This is a genomic window from Rhizobium oryzicola, from assembly GCF_030504645.1.
GTDB classification, from domain to species: domain Bacteria; phylum Pseudomonadota; class Alphaproteobacteria; order Rhizobiales; family Rhizobiaceae; genus Neorhizobium; species Neorhizobium oryzicola.
The window spans coordinates 208,673-225,310 of sequence record NZ_JAUKWQ010000003.1 but is presented as its reverse complement, the minus strand read 5'-3'; the positions used below and the strand labels follow the sequence as shown (position 1 = coordinate 225,310).

Sequence of the window (16,638 nt, the reverse complement as noted above, 5' to 3'; positions counted from 1 at the left end):
CTCGAGCCATGACTTGATGATGCGTTGGTCATTACGGATGGATTGCTGCGAAGACGATTTCGGCGAAGCCGGGCACAGTGGCTTCCCGCGCCCAATCTCGCTGCAGTTCGCAGGCAAGTTGTATCCAGCTGATCGGCTTGGCCCCTGCCTGCAGGATCCGATCAAGACCTGCAGCATGCGCTTCATGAGAGGTTCCTGCAACGGCATCGACGATCGGATAAACCTCGAAACCCTCTTTCAGCGCGTCGAGAGCGGGAAAGACCAGACAGACTTCAGTCCAGAGTGCCACCATGATCAGCTTGCGGCGCCCGGTGGCGCGCACGGCATCTGCGAACTCTGTGTCCTCCCAGGCATTGATCGATGTCCTGTCGATCGCCACAGCATCGGGAAGGACTTCCCTGAGCTGATGAATGGTCGGCTGGTTGCGCCCGGTTTCCACATTCACGGTCGAAAGGACGATCGGCAGTCCGTAAAGTTTTGCGGTCCTTGCGACCGCCACAACGTTGGCAACGAGCTGCCGGCGTTCCATCGTCACAACGGAAGCGACCTGCACGGGCTGGAAATCGATGATGACGAGGGCGGCATTTTCCGGTGTGAGCATATGATCTTCCACCGGATTGCGGATTTTGGCAGGCGAGGTCATGGGCAGGACCTTTCTGTAAGAGAATTCGGAAACGCGCTCATGCAGCCAGGGCGTGGCCGGTTGGGACGAAGCTGGCTTGGCTGCCGTCACTTCTTGCTGTCGATGAATTTTTCGATGACATCGACTGTGGCTTTCGGTTGTTCCTCCATCAGCCAGTGGCCGGAGGCCTTGATCACCGCGCCTTGGACATTGGACGCGGCCGGCTGCATGACCGTGGCCATCATTGTTCCGAAAGATTTCTCACCGCCAATGGCGAGCACCGGCATGGGCAGCTTTTCGCCCTTGGCCAGCCATGTCCTGTTGTCGATGGCGTCCTGGTCGAAGGCCGCGAATTGCGCAAAGCCGGAATGCATCGCGCCAGGCCGGGCGTAGAGTTTGGCATAGTGCTTTCGCGAGGCCTCATCGAAGCGCTTCGGATCGGCGGAGAATTCATTCCAGAACCGGTCCAGGTAGATCCGTTCACGTCCCGCGACGAGCCGCTCCATGTCCGGGCCGCCAAAGCGAAAATGCCAGAGCAGCGGGTTCTTGAGGATCTCCTCCCAGGGGCCAACCCCGGGGACCGGCGCATCCATCAGCGTAAAGCTTGTCACGCGTTTGGGAATTTGCGTGGCAAGTGCGAAACCCACCATGTTCCCGATGTCGTGGGTGACAAGATCGAACTGGTCGACATGCAGTGCATCAACAACGGACGTGATGTCATGCCCCTGATTTGCCTTGTCGAAGCCGCCCTTGGGATGCGACGACAGACCCATGCCCCGCAGGTCCGGGACGATCACCGTATGCCTGGCGGCGAGACGTGCGGCCAAGGGAGCCCACATGTCTCCCGTCTCGCCATATCCATGCAGTAGGACGACTGCCGGCCCTTGCCCCCCGACGCGTACGTAAAGCTCGGCGTCTTCCACCTTGATCATCTTCGTCTGGAAGTCTTTCGGGAACGGCTCAACATCCGCAAATGCTGGAGCGGCAACGAGCGTGGCGCCGAGCGTGGCGCCGAGCGCGAGGATGGAAGGCAACTTCATTTATCAACTCCTGGCAGCAAAATTTCCGTGCGTGAACTGCGCGCCTGTGATGGGTAAAGCTATGCCCCAGAACGCGGTTCATCTTCCGGGTGCGGGTGCATCTTGACGGTGCCGGAGGTTGAAGTCCTTATGAGGATCTTAAAACTTCTGAAAAACAAGCCGCATTGGCAACTGCTGCGCTAACCGATGGAGATGGTCGTTCCGATGTTTGGCCGTTATGCGATCGACCGGGAGCGCCGATGTCTGGTCAACGGCCATGACGTCATTTCGCTCGGCGGTCGTGCTTTCGATGTTCTCGTTGCCTTGGTGGAGGCAAAAGGTGCGATCGTCACAAAGGACACGTTGATCGAGCGTGTCTGGGAGGGGCGCTTTGTCAATGACAATGCCATCGAGGCTCAGATTCACGCCCTGAGGCGCTCCCTCGGCAGCGACCGGAACCTGATCAAGACCGTGGCGGGGAGGGGCTATTGTCTTGTGGATGTGGAAGCGTCGCGCCTGCCGCCGCCGACCAACCTTAAACCGGATCTTTCCAGTCTTGTGGCTCGGGATGACCTCAAGACCGAAATTTGCGCGTCGCTCAACCAGCATCGGCTTGTCACGCTGATCGGCCCCGGCGGCTTTGGAAAATCCAGGCTCTCGCGGGTCGCGGCTTCGGCCGTGCTTGAGCAGTTCCCGGATGGCGTCTGGATGGTGGAACTTGCCCCCGTCGACAGTGAGCGGTTTATTAGTCCCGCGATCGCCGGTGTTTTGGACGTCAATCTGAGCGATCCGGGTGATGTTCGGTCTCTCGTGCAGGCCCTATCCGGCAAGACATGTCTTATTTTGCTGGATAACTGCGAACATCTTCTGGACGCTGTGGCTGCAATAGCGCTTGAGCTGCTGTCGGGGTGTCCGGGCGTCCGCATTCTGGCAACGAGCAGGCAGGCGCTGGAGGTCGACGGCGAGCGTATCATCGGCATTCCGGCACTTGGCCTGCCGAGAGAGGGGGCGCCGCTGCAGGAGTGTCTTTCGTCCACGGCGGTTCAGCTTTTCGTGCAACGTCTCCTCGCCGCTGGCGGTCCCTTGGTGCTCCAGAGGGAGCTGTCGCAACTGGTCGAGATCTGCCGCCGGGTCGATGGCATTCCTCTGGCCATCGAAATGGCCGCAGCGGCAGCACGCACATTGGGCGTGCGAGAGGTGTTGCGTGAACTTGCGACCTCCCTGTCCATTCTCGGCGTTTCTCGCCGCGCAGCGGCTCCGCGGCAGCAGACGATGGAGGCGACCATCGAATGGAGTTACAGGCTTTTGACACCGCCGGAGCAGATGGTGTTCAGGGCGCTTGGCCTGCTATCCGGGCAGTTTACAGCCGAGGCGGCGGCGGCAGTCACCGCCATGCCGAGGGGCAAGCTGGTGAACGTTCTGTCCTCGCTGGTTGCCAAATCCCTGCTGACCGTCGAGGCGACGGAGCAGGGCAGCCTGTTTCATCTGCTTGAACCCATGCGTCAGTTTGCGCGCGCACGTCTCGATGATGCCGGTGAATATGCCGCCGTGGCGTCCCGGCAGGCCGCTCTTATGCTGGGGATCTTCGGGCGTCTGGAGGCAGATATTGCAAAGCTGACGACCGTGGAATGGCTCGCACGCTACAGGCCGCACCTGCCCGGCCTCCGGCAGGCCCTGGAATGGTCGCTGGGCGAGGGAAATGATGCAGTGACAGCCGTCCGTCTTGTTGTCGCTGCCGAACCCCTTTGGCTGCATTTGTCCCTGGTCACCGAGTTGCTGGAGTTTGCCGACGAGGCCAGTCGTCATGTTCTGGATCATCCGGATCTTTCGCATGAACTGGTCAAGCTGGCGGTCGCGCGTGGCTGCGCACTTCTCTATGTCAGCGGCTCGACGCCCTCGACGCGAGAGGTTCTTCAGCAGGGTCTGGCGGAGGCGCGGCGGATCGGTGATGGTGGTGCGCAAACCAGATCGCTTTGGGCTCTAGGGGTCGCGAGCGTCAATGCGGGGCTGAACGACGATGCACTGCGCTGCATGGCAGAACTGACGAACGTCACCGCCGCCTCGGGGAGCAGGATCGACAGTCTGATTGCTTGCCGTGTGCGGGGCTCCATTCATCATCTCGTCGGCGAACAGCATTTGGCACAAGAAGAACTGGAGGAGTTCCTCGGCGGCTATGAGGAACCGACCGGCAACTTGCCGACCAGCCGATACCATTTTGATCAGCAGGTCGCAGGTCTGGCATTTTATGCGCGCGTCCTCTGGCTGAGAAACGATGCCGTGCGTGCTCTCGACGTGGCGAGGCAGGCGATCGAACGCGCGGTGGAACTTGATCATACCTATTCGATCTGCCACGCGCTTGCGCAAGCATCGATCCCGCTGGCGCTTGACCAGGGGCATCTTGAGGCGGCAGCGCTCTATAGCCAGGAACTCGTGGAGGTTTCCAAGGCTCACCGACTGTCAGTGTGGATGACTTGGTCCGAGGCCTATCGAGCCTGCCTGGAAACCCGAACCGGCTCGCTCAAAAGCGGTATCATCAAGCTGCAGTCGGCGCTCGCCGAGAGCCGGGATGTGCCCTTTTCCATGTATCACAGCGGTCTGATGGGTGAGCTTGCCAGGGCTCACCTTTCGGCCGGTGACGCGATGGCGGCGCTTACGATCCTCAACGAGGCCATTGATCGTGCCGGCCGGACGAAGGAGTTGTGGTGCCTGCCGGAACTTCTGCGGTTGAAGGGCCTCGCCTTGTCGCGGCGAGGGCCGGGAGTGCTGCTGGACGCGCGTTCGATCTGGGACGACGCGTGCAGTCTGGCGGAGCGGCAAGGTGCTCTTCTCTGGCAGGAGCGCCTGCGAGCAACGCTTTAGACGATTGTCGGTGTCACCCCACCGTCGACGCGAAGCGCTGCTCCGTTCGTGGCCGACGCGAGAGGGCTTGCGACATAGGCAACGAGGCTTGCGATCTCTTCTGGGTGAATAAGCCTTTGCAGGAGCGAACTTGGCCGATGATACCGGAAGAAGTCGGCTTCGAGTTCATCTGTCGTCGCATTCGGATCTGTGGATATGCCCCGCAGGAAATCGAAAATGCCATCGGAGCGGGTGGGCCCGGGCATCACGGAATTGACCGTGACGCCGGTTCCCTTGGCCGTGATGGCGAGGCCGCGAGCGACGGCAAGCTGCGCCGTCTTCGTCATGCCGTAATGAACCATTTCCCCTGGTGTCATCAGGCCGGATTCGCTGGAGATGAAGACGATACGGCCCCAGTTGCGCTCAAGCATGCCCGGCATATAGGCGCGCGACAGCCTGACACCACTCATGACATTCACTTCGAACATGTGCCGCCACTCGGCATCGCTGATGTCCTGGAAGGACTTCGGCTCGTAGATGCCGAGATTGTTCACAAGCACATCAATCTGCGGCACGGCGGCAACCAGGGCTGCGGCGCCCGCTTCTGTCGCCGGATCGGCCAGCACGCCGCTGACGCCGGCTCCGCCGGATGCCAGGATATCGGCGATTGCCGCATCGAGTTTCTTCTGCGAGCGCCCCGGAATGGTGACAGTCGCACCTTCCTTTGAGAATGTGCGGGCGATTTCCAGTCCAATGCCGCCAGTGGCACCCGTCACAATGACGGACTTTCCTTGAAGTTTCAGGTCCATGCTGTTTCATCCATCTTGAGGAGGCAGGATGACCGAGGGGCCCTCGAGGTCGATCTCGATTTACCCGGCGCGTATTATCCTCGATCCGCAACCATCCTGATGAGGGTGGCCGTCAAAGTCCTGAGCGCAGGCTGAAATTTTTCTGAAAAGTTCAATGTGCGTTGATCGCTTCCTCTGGAACCAAAGGAAATTATCCACCTGGGAGGTCTACCGAACAGCCGGTTGTTGAGTTCCAGAAGAACCTGCGAAGGCAGGGCTGATCAAGGTTAGGCTGCGCGCCAATACCGAGATGGAAGAAGCTCGCTAAATTCAATCCCTTGGCTCAAGCGCATCACGCAGACCGTCACCCAGAAAATTCACCGACAGAACGGTGACAAGAATACAAAGGCCGGGTGGGAAGGCGAGCCACGGCGCAACCGTGATCCACGAACTGGCGCTGTTGAGCATATTGCCCCAGGTCGGTACCGGTGGCTGAATTCCGAAACCCAGAAAGGACAGTGCCGATTCCAGCATGATCGCACTGCCGACTGCCAATGTGGCCGCAACCGTAATCGGACCCACGGCATTTGGAAGGATATGGCGGAACATAAGCCGCAGATTGCCTGCTCCCAAAGCGCGGGCCGCCTCCACGAATTCGCGCTCCCTCAGGCTCAGGAACTGACTGCGCACCAAGCGCGCCGTACCCATCCATATAAGTACCCCGACAATCACCACCAGCAGCCAGGGTTCGGGCCGGAACATGCCGGACAAAAGCAGGATCATCGGCAGCGTCGGGATCGACATCATCACATCGGTGAACCGCATGAGAATCGTATCCGTCCAGCCCCGGTAAAAGCCGGAGGCCGCACCGACCAGCGTGCCGACGATGGTGGAAAGCACGGCACCGGCAAGGCCGACGCAAAGCGAGATCCGCCCGCCATACATCAACCGTGTCAGGGCATCGCGGCCGAGTTCGTCCGTGCCGAGCCAGTGGGCGCCGGTGATCGCCCCCGGTTCGCCAATGATCTCGAAATCCTGTTCGTCAAAGGCGTAGTGTGACAGCATCGGCCCCAGCAGCACAACGGCCGCCATCAACACGAGAAACACCAGGCCAATCACTGCCAGCCTACGCTTCAGGAAGCGTTTCAGTGCCCTGCGCCCGTAGCTTTGCGGAGGCCGCACTAGTGCATTCGATGTGATTGGCTGGGTAATGGAAGCTTCATGCATAGCGGATTCTCGGATCAAGCGCCGTATACGTCAGGTCCGCCACCAGATTGGCGATGATAATGCCAACCGACCCCATCATCATGAGGCCCATCAGCATTGGATAGTCTCGCCCGTTCATGCTTTCCATGAAAAGCTGGCCGATGCCAGGCCAGGCAAACACGGTCTCGGTGATCACGGCGCCGGAAATCACCGTTCCGAAATCCACGGCAATCACCGTGACGGCCGGGATCATGGCATTGCGCAAGGCATGGAAGAAGATCACACCAAACGACGTCTGGCCTTTGGCATAGGCGGTGCGGATATAATCCTGGTTCAGGACATCGGCCATGCCGGCGCGGATGAAGCGGCTCCAGCTGGCGATGGTGGCAAGCGAGAGCACACTGGCCGGCAACACGATGTGGCTGAGACGATCAAGGAAGCTGCCGTTGCCGATGGACTGGTAGCCCGCCGATGGCAGCCAGCCGAGCCAGACGGAGAAGGCGAGCTGCAGCAGAAGTGCCAGCCAGAACACAGGCGTGGAGATGCCGATGAAGGAGGCAATCGTTACGGTTCCATCGACCTTGGTGCCGCGGCGGACGGCACCCAGTACGCCGAGCGGCACCGCCAGCAACAGCGACACCACAAGCGCCAGCCCCCCGAGCTCGAGCGTCGGAGGCAAGCGTTCGACGATATCGGTCAGGACCGGTCGCCCAGTGCGGATCGAATACCCCCAGTCGCCTATGACCATCGATTTCAGCCAGAGCACGTATTGCACATGCACCGGCTGGTCGAGGCCGTAGGCCTTGGCGATCTGCTCCAGCGCTTCCTTGCTGACCGAGGGGTTGTCGGCGTAGACATCGAGCGGACCTCCCGGTGCAAAATGGATGATTGCAAACAGGATCAGCGAAATGCCGAACAGAAGCGGGATCGTACCGAGCACGCGCCGGATGATATAGCTGAGGCTCATGATGACGTTCCCGGTCGCGGCAAGGCCCCCCGCCGGTGCTGCCGGCAGGGGATGTCGTCCTTCATGTCCATCAAGCCATATACCATGCGCTGGTATCGACGAAGTTGGTCATATTTGTCGGGTTGGGCACAAAATTCTTGAGCTTCTTCGACTTGGCAATGACGGCAACATTGGTCGTCAGCGGAATGGACGGCAGATCCTCCGCAAGGATCTTCTGGAACTCGGCAGCCGCTGCCTTTCGAACCGCCGGATCGAAAGAGGCTTCAAACTTCTTGAATGCCGCATCGAGCGTCGGGTTGGAATAGGACTGGCCATTATTGGCACCGCCCGTTCCCCAGAAGACGGAGTAGACCGGATCCGCGGAGGTAATCCAGCGGCTATAGAGAAGGTCATACCCGCCCTTGTAGCGTGCATCACGGAAAGCAACGCCGGTCTTGTTATCGGCCTTGGCCTCGATGCCGATGGCTTTCAACTGCGCGATGATAACCTGTTGTGCAAGCTCGTCATCGGCGCGACCGGCCTGGATGACGAAGGAGTAGGACAGCTTTTCTCCATCCTTCTCACGGACGCCGTCAGAGCCCGCCTTATAGCCGGCATCGTCCAGGATCTTCTTGGCCTTTTCGACATCATAAGCATAGTCCGGCGTATTCGGATCGTAGAAGTCAAACACAGGGACGACTGGCGACTTGATCGGTTCAGGGAAACCACCCTGAGCCTTGATCAGGACCTGGCGGTTGATGCCATGGGCAATCGCCTTGCGCACCGCAGGGTCGGCCAAAGACTTGCGCTTGAAGTTGAAATCCAGGTGCTGCCACGAAAGGAGCTGCCCCTTGACGATCTCGATTGCGGCAATGCCTTCAACCTGCTTGGCCTGGTTGTACGGCGTCTGCACGACGAGATCGACTTCACCGGACTTCAGCTGCGTGATCAGCGTGTTGCTGTCCTTGATCATCTTGAAGACGATGCCATCGAGATAGGGAAGCTTGTCACCGTTCGGTGCCTTGCGCCAGTAATCGTCGAACCGTTCGGTGGCGCAATACTGACCGCGCTTGAATTCCTTCACCTTGAAGGGGCCGGTGCCGATCGGCATTTCGTTGTAGCTCGACGTGTTGATATCGGTACCCTCGATCTGGTGCTTCGGCATGATGCCAAAGGTGAACAGCGTCGAAGCAAAAGTCGGCAGCACCGTATTGTAATTGACGATGACGGTCAGATCGTCAGGCGTTTCGATGCTCTCAACCTGGGAGGAGCCATCCTTGGATTCCGCGATGAACTTGGGGTCCTTGACGGCTTCCCAGGTGAATTTCACGTCTGCGGATGTGAAGGGCTTGCCATCATGCCACTTGACGTTCGGACGCAGCTTGTAGGTGATCTTCATCGTCTTGCCGTCGGGCGAAAGCACGATACCGCCGTTTTGAACCGTCGGCACTTCCGTCGCCAGCACGGGCACGTATTTGGCGTGTGTATCGGGCGCCAGCAGTCCTTCCACGACAGCTGCCTGGGCATCGCCCAGAAACCCGGTCGAATAGACATTCATGGTGTCGATTTCATAGGTCAGCCCAACCCTCAGCGTTCCGCCTTTGGCTTGCGCCGCGGCGGGAAAGGCTCTCAGGGTGGCAAAGGCGGCAGAACCAGCGATGAAGGTCTGCAGGGTAGCTCGGCGTGTCAATTTCATTGTCGTTCCCCTTGAACGTATGATGACGATTTTCACATGCGTCGCGGCCGGTTGTTCCGGCTCTCAATAGCCCGAGGGTCAGTCGACGAGATGCGCAGCTGGCGTCTCATGTCCTAATCTCGGGATCGTTATCGCAGTTTCCTGAATGGCAGCCGCCCTGTGAGCCAGCGATACCAAGTGCGCATTGATCAGCATTTTATGATGTTGCCTGGAGCCCATCGCTGGTCGGCCGCCTCCTCCCAAAGAAAGAAGCAAAACATTCCCGCTTGCCGCTCGCTGCAATCTGGATGCATCTCATCCCAACAGTGTCAGCCTTCCCTCCCCTTTGGACAATCGGCGAAATTCTCGCATTTGTGTGTCGCAAAACTCATGCTTCCACCCTCAACTGCAGTTCGTCAGCACGTATGCAGGCGACCGAATGGCTGGCGGAAAAGGATCGCAGGTCCGGCACTCGTGACGCGCATTCGGACACGGCAAATGGGCAGCGCGTGCGGAACACGCATCCCGATGGCGGATCGACTGGGCTCGGCAGGTCGCCTTTCAATGCGATCCGGTCGCGCCGCTTGCTGGGGTCGATCACGGGTGCGGCATCGAGCAGCGCCCTCGTATAGGGATGGCGGGGAGCGCGATAGAGTTCCTCCGCTGTCCCCATCTCCATGACCCGCCCAAGATAAAGCACCACCACGCGGTCGCACAGATATTCGATCACCGACAGGTCATGCCCGATGAACAGCAGCGAAAGGCCAAGCTCTTTGCGAAGATCCTGCAGAAGGTTGATGATCTGTGCCTGGATGGAGACATCGAGCGCGGATACCGGTTCATCCGCCAGGATAAAGCGCGGATTGACGGCAAGAGCCCGCGCAATCCCGATACGCTGCCTTTGCCCGCCGGAAAACTCATGCGGGAAGCGCGCGGCAGCCGAGCGGTGCAGGCCTACCTTTTCCAGTATGTCGCCTATGCGCTGGGGGCGATCCTGCCTGGAGCCGATGCCATGCAGGTAAAGCGCCTCGCCAATGATCTGCCCGACGCTCATGCGAGGGTTGAGGCTGGCATACGGGTCCTGGAAGATGATCTGCATGCGACTGCGCATTGCCTTCAGGGCATTGGGCGAAAGCGTCGTCACCTCTGTCCCTTCGAAACGGACGGAACCGTGCGTGGGGTCGATCAGCCGCAGGATCGCCCGGCCGAGAGTGGATTTGCCCGAACCGGATTCACCCACCAGCCCAACGACTTCACCCGCACCGACCGTCAGACTGACGCCATCGACCGCCTTGACGGAGGCATCCCTTCCCTTGCCGCGGGCGGCAAAGTGAACCTTCAGGTCCCGGACCTCAAGCAGCGGTTCAGCCATCGAGGTCACTCCATCTAAGGCATCGCGAGCGATGCGTGCCGCCAACATCGAACAAGGGCGGCACCTCAGCCCTGCAAGCTTCAAGGCGCCAGGAGCACCGCGGCTCGAATGCGCAGCCGGGTGGCGGGACCGCAGGATCTGGCACGCTGCCGGGGATTTCCCGCAGCCGCGGAAGCTGGCCTCTTTCTCGCGCTTCATAATCGATGACGGGCATGCTCGAGAGCAGACCGCGCGTATAGGGGTGGCTCGGACGTTTGAAGATCTCGCTCGTTTCCGCCTGCTCGACGACGCGGCCCGCATACATGACGGCGACGCGATCGGCGAGTTCTGCCACGACCCCGAGATTATGGGTGATAAACAGCACGCCCATGCCGATCTCCTTCTGCAACCGGCGGATCAGCGACAGTATCTGCAACTGCACCGTCACATCGAGCGCTGTCGTCGGCTCATCGGCAATCAGCAGCGCCGGGCGACAGATAAGGGCCATGGCGATCATCACGCGCTGGCGCATACCGCCCGATAATTGGTGCGGGTAAATTTCAGCCCGCAGTTCGGGATCCGGTATCTCCACGAGCGCAAGCATGTCGATGGCCCGGCGCTGCGCTTCGCGACGATCGACCTTCAAATGCAGCCGCGCTGCCTCGGCAATCTGTGCACCCACTTTTACGGTGGGATTGAGGCTCGTCATCGGCTCCTGGAAGATCATCGAGATCTCGTTGCCACGCACGCGCCGCATGCCGGCTTCACTCTCGCCCGCCAAGTCGATAACCACGCCGTCACGCCTGCGGAAGCGGATCTCGCCGTTGATGGACGCGCCGGACCTCGCAAGCAGTCGCATGACAGAGAGGCTCGTCACGGATTTGCCCGATCCACTCTCCCCGACAAGCGCAACCGTCTGCCCCGATTCGACCGTGAGATCGACACCTTTCAAAGCGCGGACCGTGCCGCTTTCCGTCTGGAACTCCGTGGTGAGATGGCGGATGTCGAGGAGTGGGTCCGTCATGTCCTCAGAAGCCCCGCCCGCTGCATTTCCTCACCGATCCAGGCCAATGGCAGATGGCCGTAGCTCAGCAGGGTATCGTGGAAATCTTTGGTTTCACCCGGCCAACGTGCACGCAGGGCCTTGATGCCTTCAACGCCCAGCCAGTACATCAGGCGTGATCCCGGCAGCATCGAATTTCGGACGACTTCGTTCTGGACCCGCGCCGGCGCAAACCCAGCCCGATCACGATAGAAGGCGGCGGCTTCGTCGATCGTCCAGTCTCCCAGATGCAACTTGATGTCGACCATCACACTGGCGGCGTTGCGCCGCTCTGACTGCTTGAGAAGCAGAAGTTCCTGCGGGGTATAGAAGCCATCTGCTTCTGCGAGAAGATCGACGCAGTAGCAGGCCCAGCCCTCAATCAGTGTACCGGAACCAAGGAAAGCCAAACCAAGGGCGCAATCCGTTCCGGCAATTCGAGCCAGTCGCGAGGCAGCCATTCTCGCCCTTGCATTCTGCGTATGGTGGCCAATGCTGCCATGATGGACGCTGTGCACCGTTTTGACGACGGCTTTCGCGTTGGCGGCGAGATATGCCTCCGCGTCGTCTCCCGGAGGCGTGACCCAATAGACGCTGCCGGTACCGGGATTGAGGCCTGGCGGAGATCGGTAAAACAAAAAGTAGAGACTGCCTGCCAGCCGGCGAAAGCAGGGTGCCTGCAGACGATAGTCCAGGCCATAATCTTCGGCGGGTGTGACAAGCGTGCGGCCCATTTCGCGCGCCTTGATATCCCAGGCCCGATAACTTTCGAATGCGTCCTCAGCGGAAGCGGGGCGGTTCTGCAGGAGCTCACCTATCAGCTGCTCGGCAGTTTTGGACGGATCGATGGCCGCAGCCATCTCTTCCAACTCGCGCCCCAGCCGCAGGAACGCATCTTCAGCAAGAGCAACCGCCTGACGCGGCGACAGATCAAGGCCATGCAGGGTTTGCATCAGCTCGGCCATATAGGCCTCGCCGCATCGCGCTGGCCGGTCAGCATGTCGCCCAAGCGTTTGCGCAAACGCGTCAAACGCGTCCGCCGCACGCGCCGCCGGCTCGGACCAACTCTTGGCGAAGGCTTCATGAAGAGTGATGTCTTCGCGAAGGAAACCTGCCATTGCCCGACATTCGCGAAGGGCGCGCGCGCTCCAGGCTGACGGCACAGACTTGTCCTTCAAGCGCTCTGCTGAGTCGCTTAAAAAGCCTTGGATTTTCCCCAGGCGCGCCAGCAGGGCATCCTCCCGCACGGGCGCCGATTGCGGCAGCAGCAATGAGACAATCGAAAAGGCGGCTTCGCCGCTGAACCAGGCAGGATTGTCAAAGCGCGACCAGGTGTCTGCAGCCCGTTCGCGGATGACGATTTCGCTCAGCATCAGACGGCGGTCGAGCCGTTGGCCGAGATCCTCCGGCTCCTCAGTCTCTTCAAGCCGCGCTTTCAAAGCCGCCAGTTCAGCCAATTCCTCCGCCTCTGTCTCTGCCTTGGCAGGCGGCAGACGGTGATCGTGTCGTCTGTCTCCCATGAAGGTGGCGTCAACCGGACGATAAGCAAAGTGCAGCGCCAGAAACGCGTCGACAAGTCCGGGATCGTAGGGAACCGCCATCACCTCATCCCTGCCCGACATCCACCCAGCGTCGCTCGAAATGCGCCTTGATGATCGCATCGACGATCTCCTGGCTCTTGGCGCCGTCGAAGAAGGTGCATTCCTGCGGGCGATCTTCGAGGATTTCATCGACGAAGAAGCGGACCAGATTGCGATAGTAGAGCTCCGGCCAGGGCGTGTTCAGCGACGTGCCCGGCGGCAGCGCTTCCTGCCCGATCTCGACCGGCTTGAACTCCACGGAGTCCGCTGTCGCGAACTTGAGCGTTTCGGCGACCCCAAATTCGGAGATCAGCCGCGCAACGGCTGCGCCCTTGGAGCCGTAAACCCGAAGCTCGACGCCCGGATAATTGCCGACAGCGATATAGCTCGTCTGCAGCAGACCCTGCGTGCCATTGGCATATTCGACCAGCGCCACCGTACCATCTTCGACCGGAATCTTCTGGATGCCTTCTTCGCCGCGCACCACACGCGCCGGCACGAAGTTCTTCATGGTCGATGTCACCGACTGGAACTCGCCGCCCAGCCAACGCATCAGGTCGATCAGGTGCGAGCCATAGCCGATGATCGAGGATGGGATCAGCTTGTCGCGGGCCATGCCCGGCGCGATCTGCCGCAGCGGCACATTCGGATCCAGCCACTGCGAATTCTGCTCGAAGCCGTGGATGTGATAGATTTCGCCGAGTGTGCCATCGTCGATCCAAGTCTTGATCTGGCGGATCGCCGGGGAATAACGAAAGGTGAAGCCGAGCTTGGTGCGTACGCCCTTGGCATCGGCCTTGGCCGAGGCATCAAATGCCGGGCCGGCTTCCGTATGCAGCGGTTTTTCCGAAAGCACGTGTTTGCCGGCGGCAATCGCTGCCAGGCTGAGCGGCAGATGCGTATGGGTCGGCGTACAGACATCGACCATCTCCACCTCGGGATCGGCGATCATCTCATTTGCGTCGACATAGACTTTCCGCGCCCCGAATTTTTCGGCCATCGCCTTGGCCCGTTCCGGATCGACGTCGCAAACGGCAACAAGATCCACGCGTTCATGTGCATGGTATCCGGGGAGATGGGCCTTGTTCGCCCAGGTATGTGCACCGATCAGGCCGACGCCCAATTTTTTGGTCATGGCAATGTCTTTCCAATGGAGTGAGCGTAGGCAGCGAGTTCATCGAAGTTGTGAAAGCCGAGTTCCCGCTTCCCGTCTTCGATTTCGTAGATCATGCTCGTCAGCTTCTCGTTCAGGCGCGTGTCGGCACCGACCGTCTTGCCATATTCGATCAGCTTGCCGGCAAAGGCGCGGGTTTCGGACGGACGCTTGCGGTAGACGATGTCCCACCAGATGCCGGAACCCTTCTTCTTGAAGTCATGCTGGGGTTTGTTGTCCTGGTCCTTCTTGAGAAGCCAGATCGCATGGTTGATGTTCGCAAGCAGCTTCTGCGTATCTTCGGGCGTCTTCACGCGATAGTTGGCGGGGTCGAAGAAGTCGAAAGCCTGCACATCGATGCCGTTGGCGTCGGCGATCTCGAGCGCCTCCTTCACAACGGCCCCGGCGGTGCGCGCATATTTCTCGACACCGAGCGTGGTGCGCAACGGCGCATCGGCGAGAGCCGAAAATACCACCTGCGCGGAATAGACCTCCTTGGCCCAGATCTGCCCCCAGATGCGATCCGAATACTGCACTTCCGTCAGCGCCGTCAGGGCATCGCCCAGCTCTTTCAGCCGCGGCGTCATCTGACCGTTCATTTCCCCCAGCTGGATCGCGCCCTCATGGACGAACTCGATATAACCCGGATCGACCAGCGCTCCGCCGTAGTTGGGGATGGAACCCATGACCATCCGCTCCCCCGGCAACCCGTGCTCGTTCAACATGTCGATCATGCCCGGCTCGTTGAAGCCGTTCTGATAGGACACCACGAGACTGTCCGGCCTCAGCAGCGGGATGATTTGCTTGAGAGCTTCCAGCGTGTGCTGCGACTTGGTGGCGATCAACACCGTTCCAAGATCACCGGAGAGCTGATCTGGTGTCGCCGCCTTGACGGGGATGCGCATGTCTCCGCGCACCCCATCAATCCGAAGCCCGCTCTGGTTCAGCGCGTCGACATGTTCGCTCCATGGGTCCACCAGCAGCACGTCATGACCGGCCTTTGCCATGTGCGCGCCCGCCAGGCCACCGATAGCCCCAGCTCCAATCACGGTGATCTTCATGGCCCCTCTCCTCAATTGGCTGTTTGCGGGAACATTTCGAGGCTGGCCGGGCTGTTGGCACGCCCATAGAGCTGAACGAGAAATTCCGGCCACTGCTCCGCGGTGACACGTTCACGCACCCGACGTACGCTTTCATTGCCGGCGAAGTAGGACGAAATGAACGGGCCGCGGAAGGGATGCGCGGCCATCCGCAGCCGCCCCGTGATCCATGCCTCCTGGCCGATCGCCACATTTCGCAGGAAGTCTGCCACCTGATCGGCGGGAAGCCCCTCCACCATCAACATCCAGGCGGCACTGGTCTGGGAAGCGCTGCGCAGGCGGCGAAGCTCCATGTGGATCATGTCGTCCGCATCTTCGATGAAATCGATGAGGTGGACGCCCTGGTCGCCAATCCCCTCCTGAACACAGCCTGTCACGGCGTTGGCCGTGATCAGCAGTGCATCGGCGGGGGCGCGACCGGCATCGACCTCCGCCCGCGTATAGAGAAGCTGGGTAGAATGGCCGGGAAAAACCTCATGGCAGACAAGATGCTTCAACGCTGCGCGGGTGAAGCGAATGTCGAGGTTCAGGTCCATCTTGCCAGCATTGAAGCCGCAGCGCGCCGTATAATGGGTATCCCGAACGGGGTTGAGGGTCATATCATAACTGCCGGTATCGAATATCATACGGTCAGTTCGGGCTTTCGCTTCCGTCATCAATTCGCGAAAGACGGTCTCTATCTTCTCCACCGGGATGGCGCGCGCTTCCTCCCAGGCATGGACGCGCTGCTTCAGCGTACCGGTGACGAAGCCGCTGCTCGCCAGCAGTCGATCAAGATTGCTGGTGGCGGCGTGAATGACCGATTCCGGCTCCCGGCCCTTCTGCGCGCCGACTAGAACTTCCACCTTCTCCTCGAAACTTGGCGTCAGCCCGGAAAACAGACGCGTCGCCACCTGCAAGGACATCACCATGTCTTTCAGGAATACCTTGCGAGCGCCTTCCGGAAGGTCCTCGATTGCCTCATCCAGTGCTGTCAGATCTGCCCGGCAACTCTCCCAGTCTTCATAGATCCGCGGACCGATAATGTCCGAGCCCATGTAGATCGGAACAAGCCCCTCACCATCGAGCAGACTTTGCCCCCGTGCCTTGCCGCGCTCGAAGGCATCGATCCCCATCGTCACCGCTGTCAGCTCGCGTCCGATCTCAAAGGAATTCATTGCTGTTCACCTTTTGCCGTGCGGGCAGTTTGACCACGCATGCCGTTTCGATTTTGGGAGGGCTTGTCATCAATCGCCAAGGCTCGGTGAGATGATGTCATCTGGGTACGTGCTCAATTGCTTAGATAACGAAAGGCTATCCGCTTGCCAGGCGGGCGCAA

The 16,638-nt window shown here is 60.1% G+C and carries 13 protein-coding genes; 1 reads left to right on the top strand and 12 read right to left on the bottom strand.

Annotated features, from left to right (window positions below; all coding sequences use genetic code 11):
• Positions 1 to 31: 31 nt before the first annotated feature.
• Both Q2T52_RS11740 and Q2T52_RS11735 read right to left on the bottom strand, forming a co-directional pair.
• Positions 32 to 643 (bottom strand): hydrolase, encoded by a 612-nt coding sequence (locus tag Q2T52_RS11740; protein ID WP_302076925.1) that lies wholly within the window; start codon positions 641 to 643, stop codon positions 32 to 34.
• An 86-nt stretch (positions 644 to 729) separates the two neighbouring features.
• On the bottom strand, positions 730 to 1,662 hold the full coding sequence (locus tag Q2T52_RS11735) for an alpha/beta fold hydrolase (RefSeq protein ID WP_302076924.1): 933 nt from the start codon (positions 1,660 to 1,662) through the stop codon (positions 730 to 732).
• Positions 1,663 to 1,866: 204 nt separating this feature from the next.
• Between Q2T52_RS11735 and Q2T52_RS11730 the strand changes: the two genes are divergently transcribed.
• Positions 1,867 to 4,500 carry an ATP-binding protein gene (locus Q2T52_RS11730; protein WP_302076923.1) on the top strand — a complete coding sequence of 878 codons (2,634 nt, stop codon included), beginning with the start codon at positions 1,867 to 1,869 and terminating at the stop codon, positions 4,498 to 4,500.
• On the opposite strand, the gene Q2T52_RS11725 is transcribed toward Q2T52_RS11730, so the two are convergent.
• The 10 genes from Q2T52_RS11725 to Q2T52_RS11680 all read right to left on the bottom strand — a co-directional run bounded on the left by Q2T52_RS11725 (position 4,497) and on the right by Q2T52_RS11680 (position 16,477).
• The gene (locus Q2T52_RS11725; RefSeq protein WP_302076922.1) at positions 4,497 to 5,288 is read right to left on the bottom strand and encodes an SDR family NAD(P)-dependent oxidoreductase; all 792 of its coding nucleotides are present in this window, start codon (positions 5,286 to 5,288) and stop codon (positions 4,497 to 4,499) included. The two genes, Q2T52_RS11730 and Q2T52_RS11725, sit on opposite strands and share 4 nt — an antisense overlap.
• Before the next feature lie 309 nt (positions 5,289 to 5,597).
• Positions 5,598 to 6,494, bottom strand: coding sequence for an ABC transporter permease (locus Q2T52_RS11720; RefSeq protein WP_302076920.1), 897 nt, complete (start codon positions 6,492 to 6,494; stop codon positions 5,598 to 5,600).
• Positions 6,487 to 7,440: an ABC transporter permease gene (locus Q2T52_RS11715; RefSeq protein ID WP_302076919.1), complete on the bottom strand. Its 954-nt coding sequence runs from the start codon at positions 7,438 to 7,440 to the stop codon at positions 6,487 to 6,489. The genes Q2T52_RS11720 and Q2T52_RS11715 overlap by 8 nt, the downstream gene beginning before the upstream one ends.
• Before the next feature lie 70 nt (positions 7,441 to 7,510).
• Positions 7,511 to 9,115, bottom strand: coding sequence for an ABC transporter substrate-binding protein (locus Q2T52_RS11710; protein WP_302076918.1), 1,605 nt, complete (start codon positions 9,113 to 9,115; stop codon positions 7,511 to 7,513).
• A gap of 367 nt (positions 9,116 to 9,482) precedes the next feature.
• On the bottom strand, positions 9,483 to 10,466 hold the full coding sequence (locus Q2T52_RS11705; protein WP_302076917.1) for an ABC transporter ATP-binding protein: 984 nt from the start codon (positions 10,464 to 10,466) through the stop codon (positions 9,483 to 9,485).
• Positions 10,459 to 11,469, bottom strand: coding sequence for an ABC transporter ATP-binding protein (locus tag Q2T52_RS11700; RefSeq protein WP_302076916.1), 1,011 nt, complete (start codon positions 11,467 to 11,469; stop codon positions 10,459 to 10,461). Before Q2T52_RS11700 ends, Q2T52_RS11705 begins: the two co-directional genes overlap by 8 nt.
• Positions 11,466 to 13,088 carry a DUF885 family protein gene (locus Q2T52_RS11695; RefSeq protein WP_302076915.1) on the bottom strand — a complete coding sequence of 541 codons (1,623 nt, stop codon included), beginning with the start codon at positions 13,086 to 13,088 and terminating at the stop codon, positions 11,466 to 11,468. Before Q2T52_RS11695 ends, Q2T52_RS11700 begins: the two co-directional genes overlap by 4 nt.
• Positions 13,089 to 13,092: 4 nt before the next feature.
• Positions 13,093 to 14,202, bottom strand: a complete 1,110-nt coding sequence (locus Q2T52_RS11690; protein ID WP_302076914.1) for a Gfo/Idh/MocA family protein — start codon at positions 14,200 to 14,202, stop codon at positions 13,093 to 13,095.
• Positions 14,199 to 15,281 carry a ketopantoate reductase family protein gene (locus Q2T52_RS11685; protein WP_302076913.1) on the bottom strand — a complete coding sequence of 361 codons (1,083 nt, stop codon included), beginning with the start codon at positions 15,279 to 15,281 and terminating at the stop codon, positions 14,199 to 14,201. The genes Q2T52_RS11690 and Q2T52_RS11685 overlap by 4 nt, the downstream gene beginning before the upstream one ends.
• 11 nt (positions 15,282 to 15,292) lie before the next feature.
• The gene (locus Q2T52_RS11680; protein WP_302076912.1) at positions 15,293 to 16,477 is read right to left on the bottom strand and encodes a hypothetical protein; all 1,185 of its coding nucleotides are present in this window, start codon (positions 16,475 to 16,477) and stop codon (positions 15,293 to 15,295) included.
• Positions 16,478 to 16,638 lie beyond the last annotated feature (161 nt).

What these genes read in the sequence shown, in the direction of transcription:
- Q2T52_RS11740 (WP_302076925.1), bottom strand. Translation starts at nt 643, where the DNA reads ATGACCTCGCCTGCCAAAATCCGCAATCCGGTGGAAGATCATATGCTC.
- Q2T52_RS11735 (WP_302076924.1), bottom strand. Translation starts at nt 1,662, where the DNA reads ATGAAGTTGCCTTCCATCCTCGCGCTCGGCGCCACGCTCGGCGCCACG.
- Q2T52_RS11730 (WP_302076923.1), top strand. Translation starts at nt 1,867, where the DNA reads ATGTTTGGCCGTTATGCGATCGACCGGGAGCGCCGATGTCTGGTCAAC.
- Q2T52_RS11725 (WP_302076922.1), bottom strand. Translation starts at nt 5,288, where the DNA reads ATGGACCTGAAACTTCAAGGAAAGTCCGTCATTGTGACGGGTGCCACT.
- Q2T52_RS11720 (WP_302076920.1), bottom strand. Translation starts at nt 6,494, where the DNA reads ATGCATGAAGCTTCCATTACCCAGCCAATCACATCGAATGCACTAGTG.
- Q2T52_RS11715 (WP_302076919.1), bottom strand. Translation starts at nt 7,440, where the DNA reads ATGAGCCTCAGCTATATCATCCGGCGCGTGCTCGGTACGATCCCGCTT.
- Q2T52_RS11710 (WP_302076918.1), bottom strand. Translation starts at nt 9,115, where the DNA reads ATGAAATTGACACGCCGAGCTACCCTGCAGACCTTCATCGCTGGTTCT.
- Q2T52_RS11705 (WP_302076917.1), bottom strand. Translation starts at nt 10,466, where the DNA reads ATGGCTGAACCGCTGCTTGAGGTCCGGGACCTGAAGGTTCACTTTGCC.
- Q2T52_RS11700 (WP_302076916.1), bottom strand. Translation starts at nt 11,469, where the DNA reads ATGACGGACCCACTCCTCGACATCCGCCATCTCACCACGGAGTTCCAG.
- Q2T52_RS11695 (WP_302076915.1), bottom strand. Translation starts at nt 13,088, where the DNA reads ATGGCGGTTCCCTACGATCCCGGACTTGTCGACGCGTTTCTGGCGCTG.
- Q2T52_RS11690 (WP_302076914.1), bottom strand. Translation starts at nt 14,202, where the DNA reads ATGACCAAAAAATTGGGCGTCGGCCTGATCGGTGCACATACCTGGGCG.
- Q2T52_RS11685 (WP_302076913.1), bottom strand. Translation starts at nt 15,281, where the DNA reads ATGAAGATCACCGTGATTGGAGCTGGGGCTATCGGTGGCCTGGCGGGC.
- Q2T52_RS11680 (WP_302076912.1), bottom strand. Translation starts at nt 16,477, where the DNA reads ATGAATTCCTTTGAGATCGGACGCGAGCTGACAGCGGTGACGATGGGG.